This is a genomic window from Flavobacterium amnicola (assembly GCF_004122165.1).
Classification (GTDB): domain Bacteria; phylum Bacteroidota; class Bacteroidia; order Flavobacteriales; family Flavobacteriaceae; genus Flavobacterium; species Flavobacterium amnicola.
This window is the reverse complement of sequence record NZ_SBKO01000001.1, coordinates 826735-846024: the sequence shown is the minus strand read 5'-3', so window position 1 is coordinate 846024 and position 19290 is coordinate 826735. Positions and strand designations below refer to the sequence as shown.

Here is a 19290-nt window from a genome sequence, read left to right as displayed (position 1 = left end):
AATGAAAAAAACTATTTTAAGCATTATTACTGTAATGCTAACGCTAACTTCTGTAGCACAAGAAATCCCTTTTCAAATTAAAAAAAGTGAATTATTTAAGGATGAATATAAAAATTCATCAATTGTTTTAGCCGAAAATGACGGCCATGACGGCGTCATTATTGTACGCTCCTATGCTGGCGGGTCTTTTTCCAATGGTTTTGGCTATTATTTTGAGCATTACGACGCGAACTTGAAATTAATCAAAGAGTATGAATATGAATTGAAATACTCTAAAGCGGTGAAACAAAGTTCTGTTTTGGGGCTTATATTAGACGGTCAAAACATCCATATTGTTGACTTCATCTACGAAAAAGATCAGAAAGCGTATATCTGTTCTGCGATGACATCAAATATCAATGATTTTAACTTCAAACAAAAAGAATTATTCCGAATTAATAGCGAACAAATAAAACAATTTTCCTTTTTTTCCACATCGGGATTCGACAGTGATTCTGGAGCAGCAATGATTATTAATGAAGATAAAAGTGCATTTGCTATAACTGTTGACATTAAGAACAAAGAAACAGAAACACATAAATTATTCTTGTTTAATAAAAGTCTAGAAAAAAAGATTGATCACACTTTTAAGAGAGAGCTCAAAGACAAGAAATTTAAATATGAAAATATCGAAATAAGCAAAGACGGTACTTTATTTTTATTAGGAAAAGCCTACACAGACGATAAGAAAAAGAAAAAAGAAGGTGGTAAATACCAGTTCGAATTGGCAAGAATTACTTCCGATTCTGAAAAAATTCAAACTTTCGATACCAACGAACATTTTGTAGCTTCCCTAAAAGTAATTGTTAACGAAGGAAATTTATCTTGTCTCGGATTTTATTCGGACAAAAATGACAATCGATTTAAAGGCATTAGTTACTTTCAATTAGACCCAAATAATTTAGAAATATTAAAGTCTAAATTCAATCCTTTTACTGAACAATTCATGATTGACAAGTATGGAAAGTCTAAAGACAAAGAGTTGAAAAATCTTTCGTTTCGCAAAATTATCACCACTAAAAATAATGAAATTCTCTTTAATGCTGAAGAATTCTATATAGTTTCGACCTATGTTGCCACTCAATATGGAGGATATTGGCGTTATACCTATCATTACGACGATATTGTGAGTGCTTTATTAAATTCTTCTGGAGAAATCGTTTGGGCAAGAAACATCAACAAACGCCAATCAACTGGAGGCGATGATTCGTATATATCGTATACTTCAACCGAAAAAGACAGTAATGCTTATTTCTTTATTAATACTGGTGAAAAAGTACGAAAATTAAGCAATGATCGTATTCAATTCGGACAAACCAGTACCAACAAATCAAACTTAAATATCATCCGAATTAATCAGGACGGAAATTTTGATTATCAAGAGGTATTGGACGATAAAGAAAATGAAGTACCATTCATGGTTTCGAATGGTGTGATTTCAGGTAATTCAACTTATTTCTTGGGGCGAAAAGGCAAGAAAAAACAGATTTTAAAAATTACTTTATAACTAAAAAAGAGAACCAAATGGTTCTCTTTTTTATTTTTCTCCTTCCCATTCAGCATAAAACTGCGACAGGAATACTTCCATAAAACGATGGCGTTCTTCTGCAATCTTAAGTCCCGTTTGGGTATTCATTTTATCTTTCAATAATAATAATTTTTCGTAAAAATGATTTAATGTTGGCGAATCACTTTTCTTATACTCTTCCTTACTCATATTTAGTTTAGGTGGAATAGCTGGATTGTAAAGCGTTCGATTCTTGAAACCGCCATAATTGAAGGTTCGGGCAATTCCTATAGCGCCAAGAGCATCCAAACGATCGGCATCTTGTACAATTTCCAATTCTTTAGAGTGGAATTGCTTTTCGAAATTTCCGCCTTTAAATGAAATGTTTTCGATGATATTGATCACGTGTTGGATAATGGTTTCTTCCACGTTTTGACTTTCCAAAAAATCACGAGCAACTTTGGGTCCGACTGTTTCGTCACCATCGTTAAATTTACTATCGGCAATATCATGCAATAAAGCGCCCAATTTAACAACGGTTAAATCACAATTTTCACCTTGGGCAATCAATACCGCATTTTTATACACACGTTCCATATGAAACCAATCGTGTCCACCTTCGGCATCGTGCAATTTTTCTTTTACAAAAAGAATCGTAGCATCAATTAAACCCATCTTATACTACAATTGCTGGTTGTACCCATTTGAATAATTTTTCTTCCGCAGGAACGACTAAACGTTCGGCGATTCTGGTCATTCGGGTTGGTAATTTCATTAGGTAATCACGGGCTTTTTCCGCTTCATCAGATAAATCAGAAATTTTATCAATTTCCCAACGATCAATTAATTTTTGCAAAATCTCTACATAATCCATAGCGGTATACACTCCAATGCGTTGTGCCGATTCGGAAAATTTTTCAAAAGCGGTTCCAATTGCCTCTCCTGATTCACGAATCAAATGCGCTGGCATGGTGATTTTTTGCTTCATCATGTATTGAAAGGCCAACATCATTTCGCTTGGGTCAATTTTGAAAATTCTATCTACAAATTCGGAATAGGCATGGTGGTGACGCATTTCGTCTCCAGCAATTAATCGGCAGATTTTAGACAATTTATGATCACCAAATTTTTTCGCAATTTGTGCCACACGGTTGTGTGAAACATAAGTAGCTAACTCCTGAAAACTCGTAAAGACAAAGTTTTTATACGGATCTCTATCGGTTCCGGGATCGAAACCATCATTAATTAAATGTTGGGTAGTGATTTCAACTTCACGCATGTTCACACGACCTGACAAATACAAATACTTGTTCAGCAAATCGCCATGACGGTTTTCTTCACCTGTCCATTGACGCAACCATTTGGCCCAACCGTTATCACCGCCTTCTCCTTTTTGAGAAACCCCTTCAACATCCATCAACCATGATTCATAGGTTGGTAAAGCTTCTTCGGTAATTGTATCTCCGACTAAAACCACCCAAAAATCATACGGTAATTCTTTTGCAATTTCGCGTAATTCGGTCACCTCTTCTAAAAACGTATCTTTTTCAGAATTGGGTAATAAATCGCTAGGTTGCCAAATTTTTTCAACGGGCATCAAATAGGTATCAACAAAAGAGTCGATATTTTTTTCTAAAAATTGCATCACTTCGCGACGCACATTTTGTATTGACATTTTAAATATATTTTAGACTTTAGATTTTAGATATTAGAATTTAAAGTCTGATTAATTTTTTATTGATTGCGTTACCGCATTTTCTGTTTTAGTAAAAATTTCCTCAAACGAATACTCGGAAACTTTTAAAGGTTCGTGAATTATAAATTCTAATTTATTCCCTAATCCCATCGGAAAGCTGCCAAATTTAACCATTTTCCACGAATTGTTTATGGTAATGGGCACTACATAGGCGGATGGTGCTTTTTTACACAGCATTTTCAATCCGTTTTCAGAGAACTTCTTGGGCACTCCCGTTTTACTTCTTGTTCCTTCTGGAAAAATCACAGCCGAACGCTTATGCTTTTCAATGTAAGCCCCCAATCCCATAATTGTTGGTATCGCTTGCTTTGGGTCTTTTCTATCGATTAAAACGGAACCGCCGTGTCTTAAATTATACGATACACTTGGTATTCCTTTTCCTAATTCTTTTTTACTGACGAATTTTGCATGAAATCGACGCAAGTACCAGATCATGGCTACGATATCATACAAACTCTGATGATTGGCTACAAAAATGATTGGAGCGTTTTCCGGTATCAGTTCTTTGTTTTTAAAAACATATCGTGTTCCTAACAAATTGGTACATCGTGCCAAACAAAAATTCAAATAATCGACACTTTTTTTATGCGCTTGATAGCCAAAAACATTCAAACAAATCCACTGTATGGGATGAAAAACCAACAAACAGCTTAAAAACAATGCGTAATAAATTATAGAAATAGGGTACGAAATAATTTTTTCCATAAAGCAAAAAACAATCAGTTAAAAAAATAAAAACCACGCCGAAACGTGGTTTACTTTACTGTCTTTTTTATTAGCAAAACTCGTTGTAAGCGTCTTTTAAATTTTCTGCGATGATTTCTGCCGGACGACCTTCAATGTGATGGCGTTCTAAAACGTGTACCAACTCGCCATCCTTAAACAACGCAATACTTGGTGATGAAGGAGGAAACGGGAACATATGCTGACGTGCAGCATCTACCGCTTCTTTATCCACTCCTGCAAAAACAGTCACTAATTGACCTGGTTTTTTAGCATTTTCTAAACTCATTTTAGCTCCTGGACGTGCATTTCTTGCTGCACAACCACAAACTGAATTGACCACTACCAAAGTAGTTCCTTTTTGAGCCAAAGCATTTTCTACTGCTTCAGCACTATATAAATCTTGAAAACCGGCTTCCGATAATTCGGCACGCATTGGTTTTACCATTTCTTCTGGATACATAATTCTTTAAGTTAAAATGTTAACGAGTACAAAGGTACGAAGTTTTTAAACTTTAGGATTTATAATTAATAGGATTTTAACGAATGTTTTTTAGGCATTCATTTGGTTTTGGAATTCTTCTAAAAACAAACCAACATGATACCCGTCTACCAATCCGTGATGGACGTGTAAGGACATGGGCATTGATTTTACACCGTTTCCTTCGGTTAATTTTCCGAAAGATATTTTTGGACAGCTATCGGGATAGGAATAGCCTCGTGCATGGGACATCGACGTAAAATCCACCCAAGGTAGTGCAGAAAAATGAATCAAATTGGGATCATTGAATTCTCGAGTTATCAAACCAGAAGTTTCTTGAATTCTAGCTACTTCTGCTTCGAGATTTTGATGGAATTTATGCAAATCTGGATCAAATTCGATTAAAGAAAAACCAAAGGTTTTATCGGCGCGCATCACCGTAGAAGAAACATCAATTCTATCGAAAACATAGGGTTCTTTGTCAATGATTCGGTATCGGAAGTTTTCAATGGCATTAATCGCCACCAACGTTTTGTGTAAGTAATAGGTAAAAAACGGGATTTCCAATTCTTTTGCCTTTTCGTAAGCCTTGGTGCACTCTATTTTAACGGTTAGCCCATAAAAAGGCTCATCCATTGCCGAAAAAAATTCGAAATGTTCCCTTCTGTTCCAAGTATTGAGATCAAGTTTTTGCATCATTATACCAAAGATAAAACTTCTGTGATATTTTCAATCGCTTTAAAGTTAGGATGTTGTACTTCAAAATCGATTTTTTCATATTCCCAAGTGGTGTGGTACGGAATGTGAATCCCGTAACCGCCAATATTTAAAACGGGTAAGACATCCGATTTCAACGAATTCCCAATCATCATAAAATCTTGTGGCAAAATATCCAAACGGCCTAGCATTTTCTGGTAATCCGAATCGGTTTTGTCGCTCATGACTTCAATGTGGTGGAAATAATGTCCTAAACCCGAATCGTGCAATTTGCGGTGTTGGTCTTTTAAATCCCCTTTAGTTGCCACAATAAGTTTGTATTTTCCTTTCAAGGCTTCTAAAACCTCTACCACATTTGGTAATAATTCGACCGGTTTTGCTAATAGTTCCTTTCCTATTTGAATTACTTTTTGAATATCGTTTCCTGAAATTTGGTGATTGGTCAATTCTAACGCCGATTCAATCATAGATAAGGTAAAAGCCTTGATTCCGAAACCGTATAAAGGCAAGTTTCGTACCTGATGCGTTAAGATTAACCTCAATATTTCTTGATGTGAGCCAAAGTCTCGAAAAAGATCACAAAACTTGGCTTGTGCTTCGTCAAAATAAGGTTCATTATGCCAAAGGGTATCATCGGCATCGAAAGCGATTACTTTAGGGTTCATTAGTCTTTAAAGCTATAAAATGAATAGGTATTTAAACCAGTATATCCTGCAAAATATAAACTATTTCCTCTTTTAAAAATGGTTCTATATTGTACATTTTTGTGTTCTTCAACAAAATTTCTCAATTTATCAAATGCTAATTTTTTGGCATCGCCAGCAACATGATTAAAATTTTTATCAAGAATACTATTTATGTAAACGACTTTTCTTTCGTGATAGGAATTAAGATTGTTGGTAGAATAGTTGGAAGTTAACGCAGCACCTATTAATGCTCCTGTCAACCCGCCAAGCATTGCGCCATATAATGCAGCATTGTTGTTCTCTAAAACAGACACAGAACCTATTGTTAAATAATAATTATCATTGTTAATATAACACGATAATGATGGATTAAGATTGTATATTTTACGTATAAACTGATTGGACTTATCTAAAATTCTTACCGATTTAACATTTTTATTTTCCTGTACTATATCCGAATTTTTGAATGAAATTTCTTCTTTAGAGTTTGCTTTAAATGATTTAACCGTTTTGTTTTCAAAGTCTTTGACTGCTATGGTCATGTTATCAGAATTTAAACGTATTTGGATTAAATTCTTTTCCAGAAGAAAGGAATTGGAATCATTTGTCATGTCAACATTTTCAATAATTTCTGGTTGTCCAAATATTTTATAATCGGAAGTAAAATCCTTTAGATTTACAGAAACATACTGCGTAAAAGTTTTATTATTGTCAATCGTTATGATAAATTGATCTCCATAGTTATAACATTTTCTTTTATTCGCTGTAAACACTAAAGAAGCTGGACTATCATTAGATATATTTTGTAATGAATAGGGGTTTTCCATCGCAGTAGCTTCAGAAAAAACACTGGATAATAACGCTTCCTTATCATAGGTATTATAAAATATTTTTGAAGAGAAATCAACCACCTTTTTGGTAAAATTACCATCATTGAAAACGTAAAAATTTAATAGGCTTGAATTTTTACTAACCGTGATTAAATAAAACAAGTTATTAATCGATAATTTTTTAATGATTTTTTCTTTTTCTAAAATCACATCGTAATTATTACTTTCAATTTTCTTGTTTTTAAAATCAAATGCCTTTGAAATATAGTCCTTACCGTTTGTCCAATACGTGTAATATTTATCTCCCGACAAACTATAACCAATAATTTCATCAAATTTTTTATCGATTTGATTGGTTGTTAAGGAATCTATAATTTCAAAATTTTCATTAAATCGTAAACTTGAAATTTGTTTGTTAGTACAAAAAAACAACGAAAGTTGCTTTTTTTCTTCTTCAACAATTTGAAAAATTTCTGATTTTTTTGGAACGGTGTAGTTAATAGTTTTTACTAAATCTTGTGCAAATGATTTAGCTCCTAAAAGACTTAAAACTAGTGCTATAATTATTTTATTCATGGTTTTTGAATTACGCTATCGTCGCCCCATTTTCCACTCCATCCTTCTCGGGAGACATGAAAACCAATTTTCCTTCCGCATTGTTCGTCAACAACAACATGCCTTGACTTTCTACGCCACGTAAGGCTCTTGGTGCTAGGTTGACTAATACAGTCACTCTTTTTCCGATTACTTCTTCTGGAGTAAAATGCTCTGCAATTCCTGAAACAATCGTACGCACATCAATTCCGGTGTCTACTTTTAAGACTAACAATTTGTCGGCTTTGGGCATTTTCTCCGCTTCGATAATGGTTCCAACGCGTAAATCAATTTTAGAAAAATCTTCGAAAGTAGTCGTTTCTTTTTGTGGCATAATCGTATTATTTGTGGCAACTACATTAGCTTTTTTAGTAGCTTCCAGTTTGTCAATTTGTTTTTGAATTTCAGCATCTTCGATTTGAGCGAAAAGTATTTCCGCTTCACCAATTTGATGCCCGGCTGGTAATAAATCGGACGTTTCTGAAACTTTATTCCAATTCAATTCGTCCAATTTTAAAATATTGCTCAATTTTTTGGATGTAAACGGTAAAAAAGGCTCACACAACACTTGTAACGCCGCCGCAATTTGTAACGCGACATACATTTGTGTTTTGACACGTTCCGGATCGGTTTTCACCATTTTCCAAGGCTCTTCATCCGCTAAATATTTATTACCCAAACGCGCTACATTCATCATTTCGCCCAATGCTTCTCTAAAACGATAACGCTCCACAGACGAGGCAATCACCTTTGGATAGGCTTTTAATTCGGTTAAAGTCGCTTGGTCAACTTCATTGAATTCGTTTGGCGTAGGAACAACTCCTTCGTAATATTTATTGGTCAATACCACCACTCGGTTGATAAAGTTTCCGAAAATAGCGGCCAATTCATTATTATTTCTCGCTTGAAAATCCTTCCAAGTAAAGTCGTTGTCTTTGGTTTCGGGTGCATTAGCCGTTAAAGCATAACGTAAAGCATCCTGTTTTTCAGGGAAATCGATTAAATATTCGTGCAACCAAACCGCCCAATTTTTAGACGTTGACAATTTATTGCCTTCCAAATTCAAGAATTCATTGGCAGGAACATTATCTGGTAAAATATAGCTTCCTTCGGCTTTTAGCATCGAAGGGAAAATCACACAATGGAATACAATATTGTCTTTTCCGATGAAGTGTACCAGTTTCGTATCTTCCGATTTCCAGTACGGTTCCCAGTCTTTTCCTTCTCTAGCTGCCCATTCTTTGGTAGAGGAAATATAACCGATAGGCGCATCAAACCATACATAGAGCTTTTTGCCTTCGGCACCTTCTACGGGAACATCAATTCCCCAATCCAAATCACGGGTTACGGCTCGAGGCTCTAAACCGCCGTCAATCCACGATTTTACTTGTCCGTACACGTTCGGTTTCCAATCGTTTTTGTGCCCTTCCACAATCCATTTTTGTAAAAAGTCGGAATATTCATTTAAAGGCAAAAACCAGTGTTTGGTTGATTTTAAAATGGGAGTACTTCCAGTGATGGTTGATTTCGGATTGATTAAATCGGTTGCGTTTAAAGTCGAACCACATTTTTCACATTGGTCGCCATACGCTTCCGGATTGTCACATTTTGGACAAGTTCCGGTTACGAATCGATCGGCCAAAAACTGATCGGCTTTTTCATCGTATAATTGATCGGTCGTTTCTTCGATGAACTTTCCGTCTTCGTATAATTTTTTAAAAAAGGCCGAAGCCGTTTCGTGGTGAATTTTGGAGGATGTTCTTGAATAATTATCAAACGAAATTCCGAAATCGATAAACGACTGACGAATAATTCCATCATATTTGTCAATTACTTCTTGCGGAGTGATACCTTCTTTTTTGGCTTTCATCGAAATCGCCACGCCGTGCTCATCACTTCCACAAATGTAGGCCACATCTCTTCCTTGTAAACGTAAAAAACGCGCATAAATGTCGCCTGGCACATAAACACCTGCTAAATGTCCAATGTGAATAGGGCCATTGGTATAAGGCAATGCTGCCGTAATTGTATATCTTTTCGGATTTTGTAACATAATTCATTAAAATTGACTGCAAAAATAGTTGATTAGCCACGAATTCACGAATTTTAAATATATTTTTATTTATTTTTGAAAAGAATAAATATTACAAATGCTACGCATCCTTTCAATTTTAATATTTCTATCAACATTATCCTATTCACAAAAAAAGATGATTACACCTCCTTATTTACAAAAAGGCGACACCGTGGCTATTGTAGCAACTGCGCGTAAAAATATTGACGACAATTTAAAACCCGCCATTGATTTACTAAAAAGTTGGGGATTGGAAGTTAAAATTGGGAGCACCATTGGTTTAGATCTAAACCAGTTGGCGGGAACCGACGAGCAACGTGCTAAAGATTTTCAAGAACAATTGGATAACCCAAATATTAAGATGATTTGGTGTGTTCGTGGTGGTTATGGTACGGTTCGTATGGTTGATTTATTGGATTTTACGAAATTCAAACAACAGCCAAAATGGATTGTGGGTTTTAGTGATGTAACGGTTTTACACAGTCATTTGAATACGATGGGATTTAAATCAATTCACGGAATAATGCCAGTAACGGTTGCCAGAGCCAGTAAAGACGCTAAAGAATCGATGAAAGTTGCTCTTTTTGGACACGAGCGATTGGAATACGACATTTTACCGCATCCGATGAATAAATTCGGGAAAGCCCAAGGCGAATTAGTAGGTGGAAATTTATCGATCTTATACAGTTTGTTTGGCTCTCCTTCCGCTATAGATTGTGAGAATAAAATTTTATTTATTGAAGATTTAGACGAATACTTGTACCATATCGATCGAATGATGATGAATTTGAAACGCAACGGTTGTTTGGAAAGCATCAAAGGGATTTTAGTGGGCGGTATGACCAAAATGAAAGACAACGATATTCCGTGGGGGAAAGATGCTTTGCAAATCATTGAAGATGTGACCAAAAAATACAACATTCCGATTGTCTATAATTTTCCAGCAGGTCATATCCAAGACAATCGTGCGTTACCATTCGGTAGTCAAGTGACTTTGGATGTAAATAGTGAATGTTCTAAACTTATTTTTGAAAGATAGTGGCTGAACATAACGAATTAGGAAAGCAAGGTGAAGCCAAAGCAGTTGAATACCTTCAAGAAAACGGATACACCATTTTAGAACAAAACTTTGTCTTTCAAAAAGCGGAAATAGACATCATTGCTCGAAAAGGAGATTGGCTTATTGTGGTGGAAGTAAAAACAAGAACCTCAACCGATTATGGCAATCCAGAAGATTTTGTGGATAAAAAGAAAATCAAACTCTTAGTCAAAGCCATCGACGAATATGTACAACAAACCAACTTGGATTTAGACATTCGATTTGATATTATTTCTGTTGTTAAAACTGACAAAAAATTTAACATCGAACACTTAGAAGATGCTTTTTATTACTTTTAAGATTTAAATTTTTAATTTTTGTAACAATTTGTTTTATTTTTATCTTTGCCTCGGATTTAAATCAAAACAATAATGAAAACCATTTCTTCTGTTGTAGAAAATTACATCAAAACCAAACCTTTCTTGCTGAATGCTTTATCGCAAGGCATCATTAATCTCACTTCTTTGGCCAGAATTATGACGGAAGATTTAGAAACCGAATTAGGGAAAGATGTAAAGCAAGGTGCGGTCATTATGGCCTTAAAGCGGCTTTCGGAAGATTTAGATTTTCAAGTCAACCATAAAGTAACCAAAGTGTTAAAAGGAATTGGTGAAATAACAGTCCGTTCTTCTTTAACCGATTTTACCTTTCAAATTTCTGATACTATTTTTTCAAAACAAGCCGACTTGATTGCTGAAATCAATCAGTTACCTGATGTGTTTTTTACCTCATCGCGTGGGGTTCACGAAACCAATATCGTGTTGAGTGATAGTTTGGGACATTTGGTCGAAAAATACTTCAAAGGTGAAAAACAAACCCAAAAACTAGAGAATTTATCTTCGGTAACGGTAAAATTACCCAAAGAAAACACGACGACTTCTGGAATTTATTATTTCATTTTCCAACGTTTGGCTTGGGAAGGCATTATCATTTACGAAGTGATTTCCACTTCCAATGAATTTACAGTATTAGTCAGCGAAGATGTGGTGGACAAAGCCTTTAAGATTATCAAAGATTTAAAATTGACGAAGTAATTACACCATCTCCATCAATTCCAATGCCTTTTTAATCGATTTTACATTTTCAAAAGTCAATAACAAACGGAGACCATTTTTGGTCTCTTTTTCTTTCATTTTGCACAAATTAGAATGCTGCTGTACAAATTGCAAGACTTTATGAAAACGCGACGATTGGTAATATTCGCTTTGTTGGTCGCCTACGAAATAACATAAAAACTTCCCTTGCTTCAAGACTAGTTTTTCAATTCCCAAATGCGTCGCAATCCATTTTAAACGCAAACTGTCTAACAAGGCTACCGCAGGTTTGGGTAATTTCCCGAAGCGATCTTCCAATTGTTGTTGGAATTCTTGCAGCTTTTCTTCGGTTTTGATTAACGCCAAATCGTTGTACAAACTCAAACGTTCGGTCACACTATTGATGTAATCGTCAGGGAAAAGCAATTCAAAATCGGCATCAATTTGCAATTCTTTGACGTATTCTTTGGTTTCTGGCGTATTTTCGTCCGGATACAAATCTTTGAATTCGTTTTCTTTCAATTCTTCGATGGCTTCCTGCATGATTTTTTGATAGGTTTCGAATCCAATTTCGTTGATGAAACCACTTTGTTCGCCACCCAATAAATCACCAGCACCACGAATCTCCAAATCTTTCATCGCAATATTGAAACCGCTTCCCAATTCGCTAAATTGTTCCAAAGCCTGAATACGTTTACGCGCTTCTTCGGTCATCGCCGAATACGGAGGCGTGATAAAATAACAAAACGCTTTTTTATTGCTTCGTCCTACACGACCGCGCATTTGGTGCAAATCGGATAATCCGAAATTGTTGGCATTATTGATAAAAATAGTATTCGCATTCGGTACATCCAAACCACTTTCAATGATAGTGGTAGCCACTAAAACATCGAATTCGCCTTCCATAAACGAAAGCATAACTTCTTCCAGTTTTTTGCCTTCCATTTGACCGTGACCAACTCCTACTTTCGCATTGGGAACCAATCGCTGAATCATTCCCGCTATTTCTTTGATGTTCTCAATTCGGTTATTGATAAAAAATACTTGTCCGCCACGTTCAATTTCATAGGAAACCGCATCACGAATCACTTCTTCATTAAAACCTACCACATGCGTTTCAATTGGATAACGGTTGGGCGGTGGCGTAGTAATCACCGATAAATCGCGCGCCGCCATCAACGAAAACTGCAATGTTCTTGGAATTGGTGTAGCCGTCAATGTTAACGTGTCGACATTGGTCGCAATGGTTTTTAATTTGTCTTTAACGTTCACGCCAAATTTCTGCTCTTCGTCTACTACTAGAAGTCCAAGGTTTTTAAAAATGACATTTTTACTGACCAATTGGTGCGTACCAATTAAAATATCGAGTTTTCCCGACTCCAAATCCTTTAAGATTTCTGCTTTTTGCTTGGCGGTTCGAAAACGGTTGATATAATTTACCGTAACCGGCATTCCTTTCAAACGTTCCTTGAACGTTCGATAATGCTGATAGGCCAAAATGGTCGTAGGCACCAATACCGCCACTTGCTTGCTATTGTCTACCGCTTTAAAAGCAGCACGAATGGCGACTTCTGTTTTTCCAAAGCCCACATCACCACACACTAAGCGGTCCATCGGACGTTCGTTTTCCATGTCGGCTTTAACCTCTTGCGTCGCTTTTAATTGGTCGGGCGTATCTTCATAAATAAAGGAACTTTCCAATTCATGTTGCAAATAACTATCCGGAGCAAAGGCATAGCCTTTGTCTAATCGACGTTTGGCATACAATTGAATTAAATTGAACGCAATATGTTTGACACGTGCTTTGGTTTTTTGTTTTAAGGCTTTCCAAGCGCCCGAACCTAATTTGTATATTTTAGGTGGCACGCCATCTTTCCCATTGTATTTCGAAATTTTATGTAACGAATGAATACTCACGTACACAATATCATTATCGGCGTAAACCAATTTAATTGCCTCTTGGGTTTTCCCTTCCACTTGGATTTTTTGCAATCCTCCAAATTTTCCAATACCGTGATCGATGTGCGTCACATAATCGCCAACCGAAAGTGAATTCAATTCTTTTAACGTGATGGTTTGCTTTTTGGAATAGCCATTTTTGATAGAAAACTTATGATAACGTTCAAAAATTTGATGATCGGTATAGCAGGCAATTCCGTTTTCTTCATCGATAAATCCTTGGTATAATGGCAAAACTATCGTTTCGTAATCTTTGGTGAAATGTTCGTGTTCTTGTTCGTCTAGAGACTCGAAAATATCATGAAAACGCTTGGCTTGTTGCTCGTTAGAACAGAATAAATAATTTTTAATTCCGAGTTGACGGTTTTCCTTCAGATTTTGCAATAACAAATCAAATTGCTTGTTGAAAGACGGTTGTGGTTTGATTAAAAATTCAAAAGTAGCTTCTGATTTAAATAATGGTTTTGAAGCCAATTCCACCACCGAAAAGTTCAAGGCTTGTTTTAAAAAGGTTTTTTGATTGACAAACAATTCTTCTGGAGAAGCGTGTTTGATGTCTTTGGATAATTTCTCGAAACTTTCTTCCGCTTTACTAAACAACTTATCCAGATTTGCACCTAGTAAATCCGTGTTTTGAATGAATAAAGTCGTTTTAGGATGGATATAGTCTAAAAAGCTCTCTCTTTTTTCTTGTAAAAGTTTATTCTCAAAATTGGGAATAATGGTAATCTTATTTTTGGTTTCGACAGACAATTGCGATGCCACATCAAACGTACGAATACTATCGACTTCATTTCCAAAAAACTCGATGCGATAGGGATTGTCATTAGAAAATGAAAACACATCCAAAATACCTCCACGAACCGAAAATTCTCCTGGTTCGGTAATAAAATCGACACGTTTAAACTCGTATTCAAACAAGACTTCATTGATAAAATCGATGGAAACTTTATCCCCAACCGCAATTTTTAAGGTATTTTTTTCCAGTTCTTTTTTGGTCACTACTTTTTCAAAAATAGCTTCCGCATACGACACAATAATGGCTGGTTTTTTGCGAGAATTAATACGATTCAATACTTCCGAACGAAGCAAGACGTTCGCATTATCAGTTTCTTCTATTTGATAGGGTCTCCGGTAGGAACTTGGATAAAACAATACATCTTTATCACCCAATAATTCTTCCAAATCATTTAAAATATACGCCGCTTCTTCCTTTTCGTTGCATAACAATAAAAAAGAATTTTCCGTTTTATGAAAAAGTGCTTCCAACACAAAAGATAAAGAAGAACCCGATAATCCTTTCACTTGAATTTTAGCATCCCCCGAAATAGCAGTAGCCATTTGGATGATTTTGGATTGTTCGGCAAATTTTTGCGTAAGGATTGAAGCGTTCAAGATGGTTGTATTTGAAGTAAAAATGGTTTGAAAATTATTCTTTGTTACTAAGGAAATTTATGTCGGCTAACAGTTTTTCAACTTCTTCACGTTTGGTACCATCGTAAAATCCGCGAACGCGTCTCTTTTCATCTACCAGCACAAAGTTTTCAGTATGCACCATATCGTATAATTCCGAAGGATTTCCTGTTTTAACCGCCAAATACGATTTTCTTGCGATGTAATAAATGTCTTTTTTATCGCCGGTAACCAAATTCCATTTCGAATCTAACACGCCTTTTCTTTTGGCATAGGCTTTTAAAACAGGAACACTATCGATATCGGGCGTCACGGAATGTGACAACAACATTACTTTCGGATTGTTTTTGATTTTTTCTTGTAACCACACCATATTATCAGTCATTAAGGGGCAAATAGATGGACAGGTTGTAAAAAAGAAATCGGCCACATAAATTTTTCCTTCGTATTCTTTTTGAGTAATGGTCTTTCCGTTTTGATTGGTAAAGGCAAAATCGGCAATAAAATGATTGTTTGCAATGTGCTGAACAGTGGTGTCAACCAATTCAGGATTCACAATGGAAGGAGTGTATACAGGTAATGTTTTTTTTGGGTTTAACACAAAGTAAAACAACGAAATAATAACTATTGAAAGGAAGAATAGTACTACTAAAAGCGTTTTAAATCTATTTAAAAATCGCAACATTTTTATTTGCAAAATTAATTGAATTTGAAATGACTTTTGTTAAAAAGCTTCAAAATAATTTTATTTAACACCGTTCCTTCTTATTTTTGATGAAATTTAACTACTATGAACAAATTTTACACCACTGTATTACTCCTTTTTTCCTTTTTTGTCAGCTTTGGACAATATAGCGATGACGCACCATGGATGCAGAACAAAGGAGATTCAAAACAAGCAAGAAACTTTCAAGAAATCACCAATTCGTTTAACGAATACTGGAAAGATAAAGATTTCAGAAAAAAAGGAAGCGGTTTCAAACCATTTAAACGTTGGGAAAATTATTGGCAAAATCTTGTAAAAGAGGATGGCACCGTACTTACTTCTGAAGAGTTTTGGAACGCTTGGAGACAAAAAAATAATGCTAAAAAGAATACTTCAAGAACATTACCAACTAGCAATTGGACGCCAATTGGGCCTTTTACTCATACCAATACTGGGTCTTGGTCTTCGGGTCAAGGTAGGGTTAACTTTGTATATGTAGACCCTTCAAACGCCAATACAATTTATATTGGAGCGCCAGCCGGTGGGATTTGGAAATCTACTAATTCGGGAGCTAACTGGACGCCATTATCAGATCAATTGCCACAAATTGGCGTTTCGGGTATTACCGTAGATCATACTAACTCTAACGTAATTTATATTGCAACGGGTGACAAAGATGGTCAAGACACCTATTCGGTCGGAGTACTAAAATCGACAAATGGCGGACTTACTTGGAACACTACAGGACTTTCATTTGCCGGAACGTCTGATTATGCAGGTGATATCATCATGCATCCTAGTAACAACCAAATTTTATGGTGTGCTACCAATACGGGTATTTTTAAAACTTCCAATGGAGGAACAACTTGGACAAATGTCCGAACTGGGAATTTTTCCAAAGGAAATATTCGATTAAAACCAGGTGACCCTACAACCGTGTATGCGGTGAGTAATACTGGTTTTTACAAATCAACCAATACAGGAGATACTTTTACACAAATAAACACTGGTTTACCAGCTATTTCAGGAAGGTTAAATCTTGATGTTACTGCAGCCGATGCAAATTATGTTTATATTTTAAGCTCAACATCCGCCCAAGCATTTCAAGGGATATATCGATCAACGAATTCGGGTACCAACTGGACCAAAATTTCTACAGCAGCAACACCTGCTATTTTTGATGGTTCAGGTCAAGCCTATTATGACATGGCGCTAGCTGTTTCGTCTTCTAACAGGGATGAAATTTATACCGGTGTATTGAACGTTTGGAAATCGACCAACGGTGGATTAGGATTTACCAAACTTAACGATTGGAGTAACCCAACTGGTGCTGCTTATACCCATGCCGATATTCATTTTTTACGTTATTATGGTTCAAAATTATATGCTGGAACTGATGGAGGTATTTATGTATCTACAGATAACGGAATTAACTTTACCGACTTAACAGCTGGATTGCAAATTAGTCAGTTTTATAAAGTAGCCGTTTCCAAACAATCCGCTGGCAAAATGGTGGGTGGTTTGCAAGACAATGGCGGACATGCTTACAGTAGCAATAATTGGAAAAACTACTATGGAGCCGATGGTATGGATACAGCTGTAGACCCTACCAACAGTAATAATTATTATGGCTTTATTCAATTTGGAGGTGGTTTATACATTAGTAATGATGCTGGAGAAAGCGTTGGAACTGGCGTTAGTGCTCCCGCTACCGAAACGGGTACCAATGACGATGGTGGAAATTGGGTGACTCCTTTAATGATGAATAATTCTGGAGATTTGTTTGCAGGTTATAATCGCCTCTACAAATTAAATACTTGTACCTTCAACTGGGATGTGCAAAGTAATACTACAATTGGTTCAGGAGATGTAGAACAAATTGCAGTCGCTCCAAATAATGATAATATCATGTTTGTTTCAAATGGAAGTCAATTATACAAAAGTGTTGACAAAGGAATAAATTTCAGTTTAGTGTATACCGCAACTGGGACTATAACTTCTATATGTGTAAATCATTCCAATAACAGTATTGTGTATTTAACCACTTCTGGAACGGGAGGATTGGCTTTAAAATCGACAGACGGAGGTGCGACTTTCACTTCTTTTTCTCAAAATTTACCTGCTGTTGGAAAAAATGTAATCAAACACCAAGGCAGACATTCTTTAAATCCGTTGTATTTAGGCACCTCTTTGGGAGTATATTACCGCGATGATTCAATGGCGCAATGGGAGCCATTTGAAATAAACCTACCGAATGTATCAGTTTCCGATTTAGAAGTAAACTTAGAAGACAATATTCTAACAGCGGCTACCTATGGTCGTGGCATTTGGCAAACTCCAATTCCTACTGAAACAGTATCAAACGATGTGAAATTAGTAGAAATTACAAGTCCAACCTCAGAAATTAACTGCGCGGGAAATATTTCACCTGTAGTAACTGTAAAAAATAACGGTTCAACGGCTATTAGTCAAGTTACTTTAAATTATGATTACGGAACAGGTGCACAAAACTATGTTTGGAATGGAACTATTTCACCAAATACTACTCAAAACATTAATATTCCAACGATAACCATTTCAAATAAAGGAGCTTATACTTTAAATATAATTGCTAATGTAGCAGGAGATGCTTATTCCGATAATAATTCTGGAAAAACAGTATTTTATATCAATAATTCAGAAGCATTAGGTGTAATTAATACATTTGAATCGGCAACCGATGACTTATTAACTTCAGCAGCAGGTTGTTCTGGTGTTTGGCAAAAAGGAATTAATACGAATGGTGCTTTAGCCACTCCTGGAAATAATGTGTATACTGTAGGCATTAGTTCTAATTATGCCGACAATAAAAAGGAGTTTTTATATTCAAAATGTTATAATTTAACCAATGCTGTAAACCCAGTTATTCGATTCAAAATGGGATTTGCATTAGAAGAAAACTGGGATGTTGTCTATGTTGAATACTCTACCAATATGGGACAAACATGGTCAGTCTTAGGAACGCAAGGCACTAATTGGTACAATAGTAATCGAACAGTAGCTACTGCGGGAAATGATTGCTATAATTGTCCTGGAGCGCAATGGACAGGTGGAACAGGTGGAAGCAATGGATCGGGTGCCGTACCTGCATTAACAACTTATTTTTATGGATTAAACAGTTTAATAGGGCAATCGAATGTGATTTTTAGAATTGTTTTCCATTCCGATGGTGCACAAACCGATTTAGGAGTAACCGTTGACGATTTTGTAATTGAAGGCACACTTTCTAACCAAGAATTTGAGTTAAAAAACATCGCGATTTATCCTAACCCTTCAAAAGATATTTTTACCATTTCTTTGGGTGATAAACCAATCGATAAATTACAAGTATATGATGTTGCTGGAAAAATTATTTTTGAAACCGGAAAAATAATACAAAATCAATACCAACTGGATTTGTCGAATACCGCAACTGGAATTTATTTTGTTAAAATAATCTCTGACAAACAAAACATCGTAAAAAGAATTATTAAAAATTAATTATAATACATTATACTTCAAAGCGGTAAGAATTTCTTGCCGCTTTTTTATTTTCTCTTAAAGAATGTTAAATTCTATTGTCCTTTTTTGATTTTGTATAAATTTGGCATCATTGTAACTTTTTGAAAAAAAAGGGACTAATGCTAAAATCCA

Annotated in this window: 15 protein-coding genes; 5 read left to right on the top strand and 10 right to left on the bottom strand. The window is 35.6% G+C overall.

Annotated elements, in window-relative coordinates; genetic code table 11:
• The first annotated feature begins 1 nt into the window (after position 1).
• A complete protein-coding gene (locus tag EQG63_RS03775; RefSeq protein WP_129434579.1) occupies positions 2 to 1546 on the top strand; it encodes a hypothetical protein in 1545 nt (514 codons plus the stop codon).
• Positions 1547 to 1576: 30 nt separating this feature from the next.
• On the opposite strand, the gene EQG63_RS03770 is transcribed toward EQG63_RS03775, so the two are convergent.
• The 8 genes from EQG63_RS03770 to metG all read right to left on the bottom strand — a co-directional run bounded on the left by EQG63_RS03770 (position 1577) and on the right by metG (position 9386).
• Positions 1577 to 2221, bottom strand: coding sequence for an HD domain-containing protein (locus EQG63_RS03770; protein WP_129434577.1), 645 nt, complete (start codon positions 2219 to 2221; stop codon positions 1577 to 1579).
• 1 nt (position 2222) lies between these two features.
• On the bottom strand, positions 2223 to 3221 hold the full coding sequence (locus EQG63_RS03765) for an acyl-ACP desaturase (RefSeq protein ID WP_129434575.1): 999 nt from the start codon (positions 3219 to 3221) through the stop codon (positions 2223 to 2225).
• A gap of 51 nt (positions 3222 to 3272) precedes the next feature.
• On the bottom strand, positions 3273 to 4007 hold the full coding sequence (locus EQG63_RS03760) for a lysophospholipid acyltransferase family protein (RefSeq protein ID WP_129434573.1): 735 nt from the start codon (positions 4005 to 4007) through the stop codon (positions 3273 to 3275).
• 70 nt (positions 4008 to 4077) lie between these two features.
• Positions 4078 to 4488 carry a BrxA/BrxB family bacilliredoxin gene (locus EQG63_RS03755; RefSeq protein WP_129434571.1) on the bottom strand — a complete coding sequence of 137 codons (411 nt, stop codon included), beginning with the start codon at positions 4486 to 4488 and terminating at the stop codon, positions 4078 to 4080.
• 90 nt (positions 4489 to 4578) lie between these two features.
• Positions 4579 to 5205: a chloramphenicol acetyltransferase gene (locus EQG63_RS03750; RefSeq protein ID WP_129434569.1), complete on the bottom strand. Its 627-nt coding sequence runs from the start codon at positions 5203 to 5205 to the stop codon at positions 4579 to 4581.
• Entirely contained in the window at positions 5205 to 5888 is a 684-nt protein-coding gene (locus tag EQG63_RS03745; RefSeq protein WP_129434567.1) for an HAD family hydrolase, read from the bottom strand. Before EQG63_RS03745 ends, EQG63_RS03750 begins: the two co-directional genes overlap by 1 nt.
• Positions 5888 to 7315, bottom strand: a complete 1428-nt coding sequence (locus tag EQG63_RS03740; protein ID WP_129434565.1) for a hypothetical protein — start codon at positions 7313 to 7315, stop codon at positions 5888 to 5890. Before EQG63_RS03740 ends, EQG63_RS03745 begins: the two co-directional genes overlap by 1 nt.
• Before the next feature lie 10 nt (positions 7316 to 7325).
• On the bottom strand, positions 7326 to 9386 hold the full coding sequence (gene metG / locus EQG63_RS03735; protein WP_129434563.1) for a methionine--tRNA ligase: 2061 nt from the start codon (positions 9384 to 9386) through the stop codon (positions 7326 to 7328).
• 157 nt (positions 9387 to 9543) lie between these two features.
• On the opposite strand from metG, the gene EQG63_RS03730 reads away from it, so the two are divergent.
• The 3 genes from EQG63_RS03730 (at position 9544) to EQG63_RS03720 (ending at position 11540) form a co-directional block, all read left to right on the top strand.
• On the top strand, positions 9544 to 10446 hold the full coding sequence (locus EQG63_RS03730; RefSeq protein WP_164974450.1) for a S66 peptidase family protein: 903 nt from the start codon (positions 9544 to 9546) through the stop codon (positions 10444 to 10446).
• On the top strand, positions 10446 to 10805 hold the full coding sequence (locus EQG63_RS03725; protein WP_129434560.1) for a YraN family protein: 360 nt from the start codon (positions 10446 to 10448) through the stop codon (positions 10803 to 10805). The genes EQG63_RS03730 and EQG63_RS03725 overlap by 1 nt, the downstream gene beginning before the upstream one ends.
• 72 nt (positions 10806 to 10877) lie before the next feature.
• Positions 10878 to 11540, top strand: a complete 663-nt coding sequence (locus EQG63_RS03720; protein WP_129434558.1) for an aspartate kinase — start codon at positions 10878 to 10880, stop codon at positions 11538 to 11540.
• On the opposite strand, the gene mfd is transcribed toward EQG63_RS03720, so the two are convergent.
• Both mfd and EQG63_RS03710 read right to left on the bottom strand, forming a co-directional pair.
• Positions 11541 to 14840: a transcription-repair coupling factor gene (gene mfd / locus EQG63_RS03715; protein ID WP_164974462.1), complete on the bottom strand. Its 3300-nt coding sequence runs from the start codon at positions 14838 to 14840 to the stop codon at positions 11541 to 11543.
• Positions 14841 to 14928: 88 nt separating this feature from the next.
• Positions 14929 to 15597, bottom strand: coding sequence for an SCO family protein (locus EQG63_RS03710; protein ID WP_129434555.1), 669 nt, complete (start codon positions 15595 to 15597; stop codon positions 14929 to 14931).
• Positions 15598 to 15702: 105 nt separating this feature from the next.
• Between EQG63_RS03710 and EQG63_RS03705 the strand changes: the two genes are divergently transcribed.
• Positions 15703 to 19137: a T9SS type A sorting domain-containing protein gene (locus tag EQG63_RS03705; RefSeq protein WP_129434553.1), complete on the top strand. Its 3435-nt coding sequence runs from the start codon at positions 15703 to 15705 to the stop codon at positions 19135 to 19137.
• The last annotated feature ends 153 nt before the right edge of the window (positions 19138 to 19290 follow it).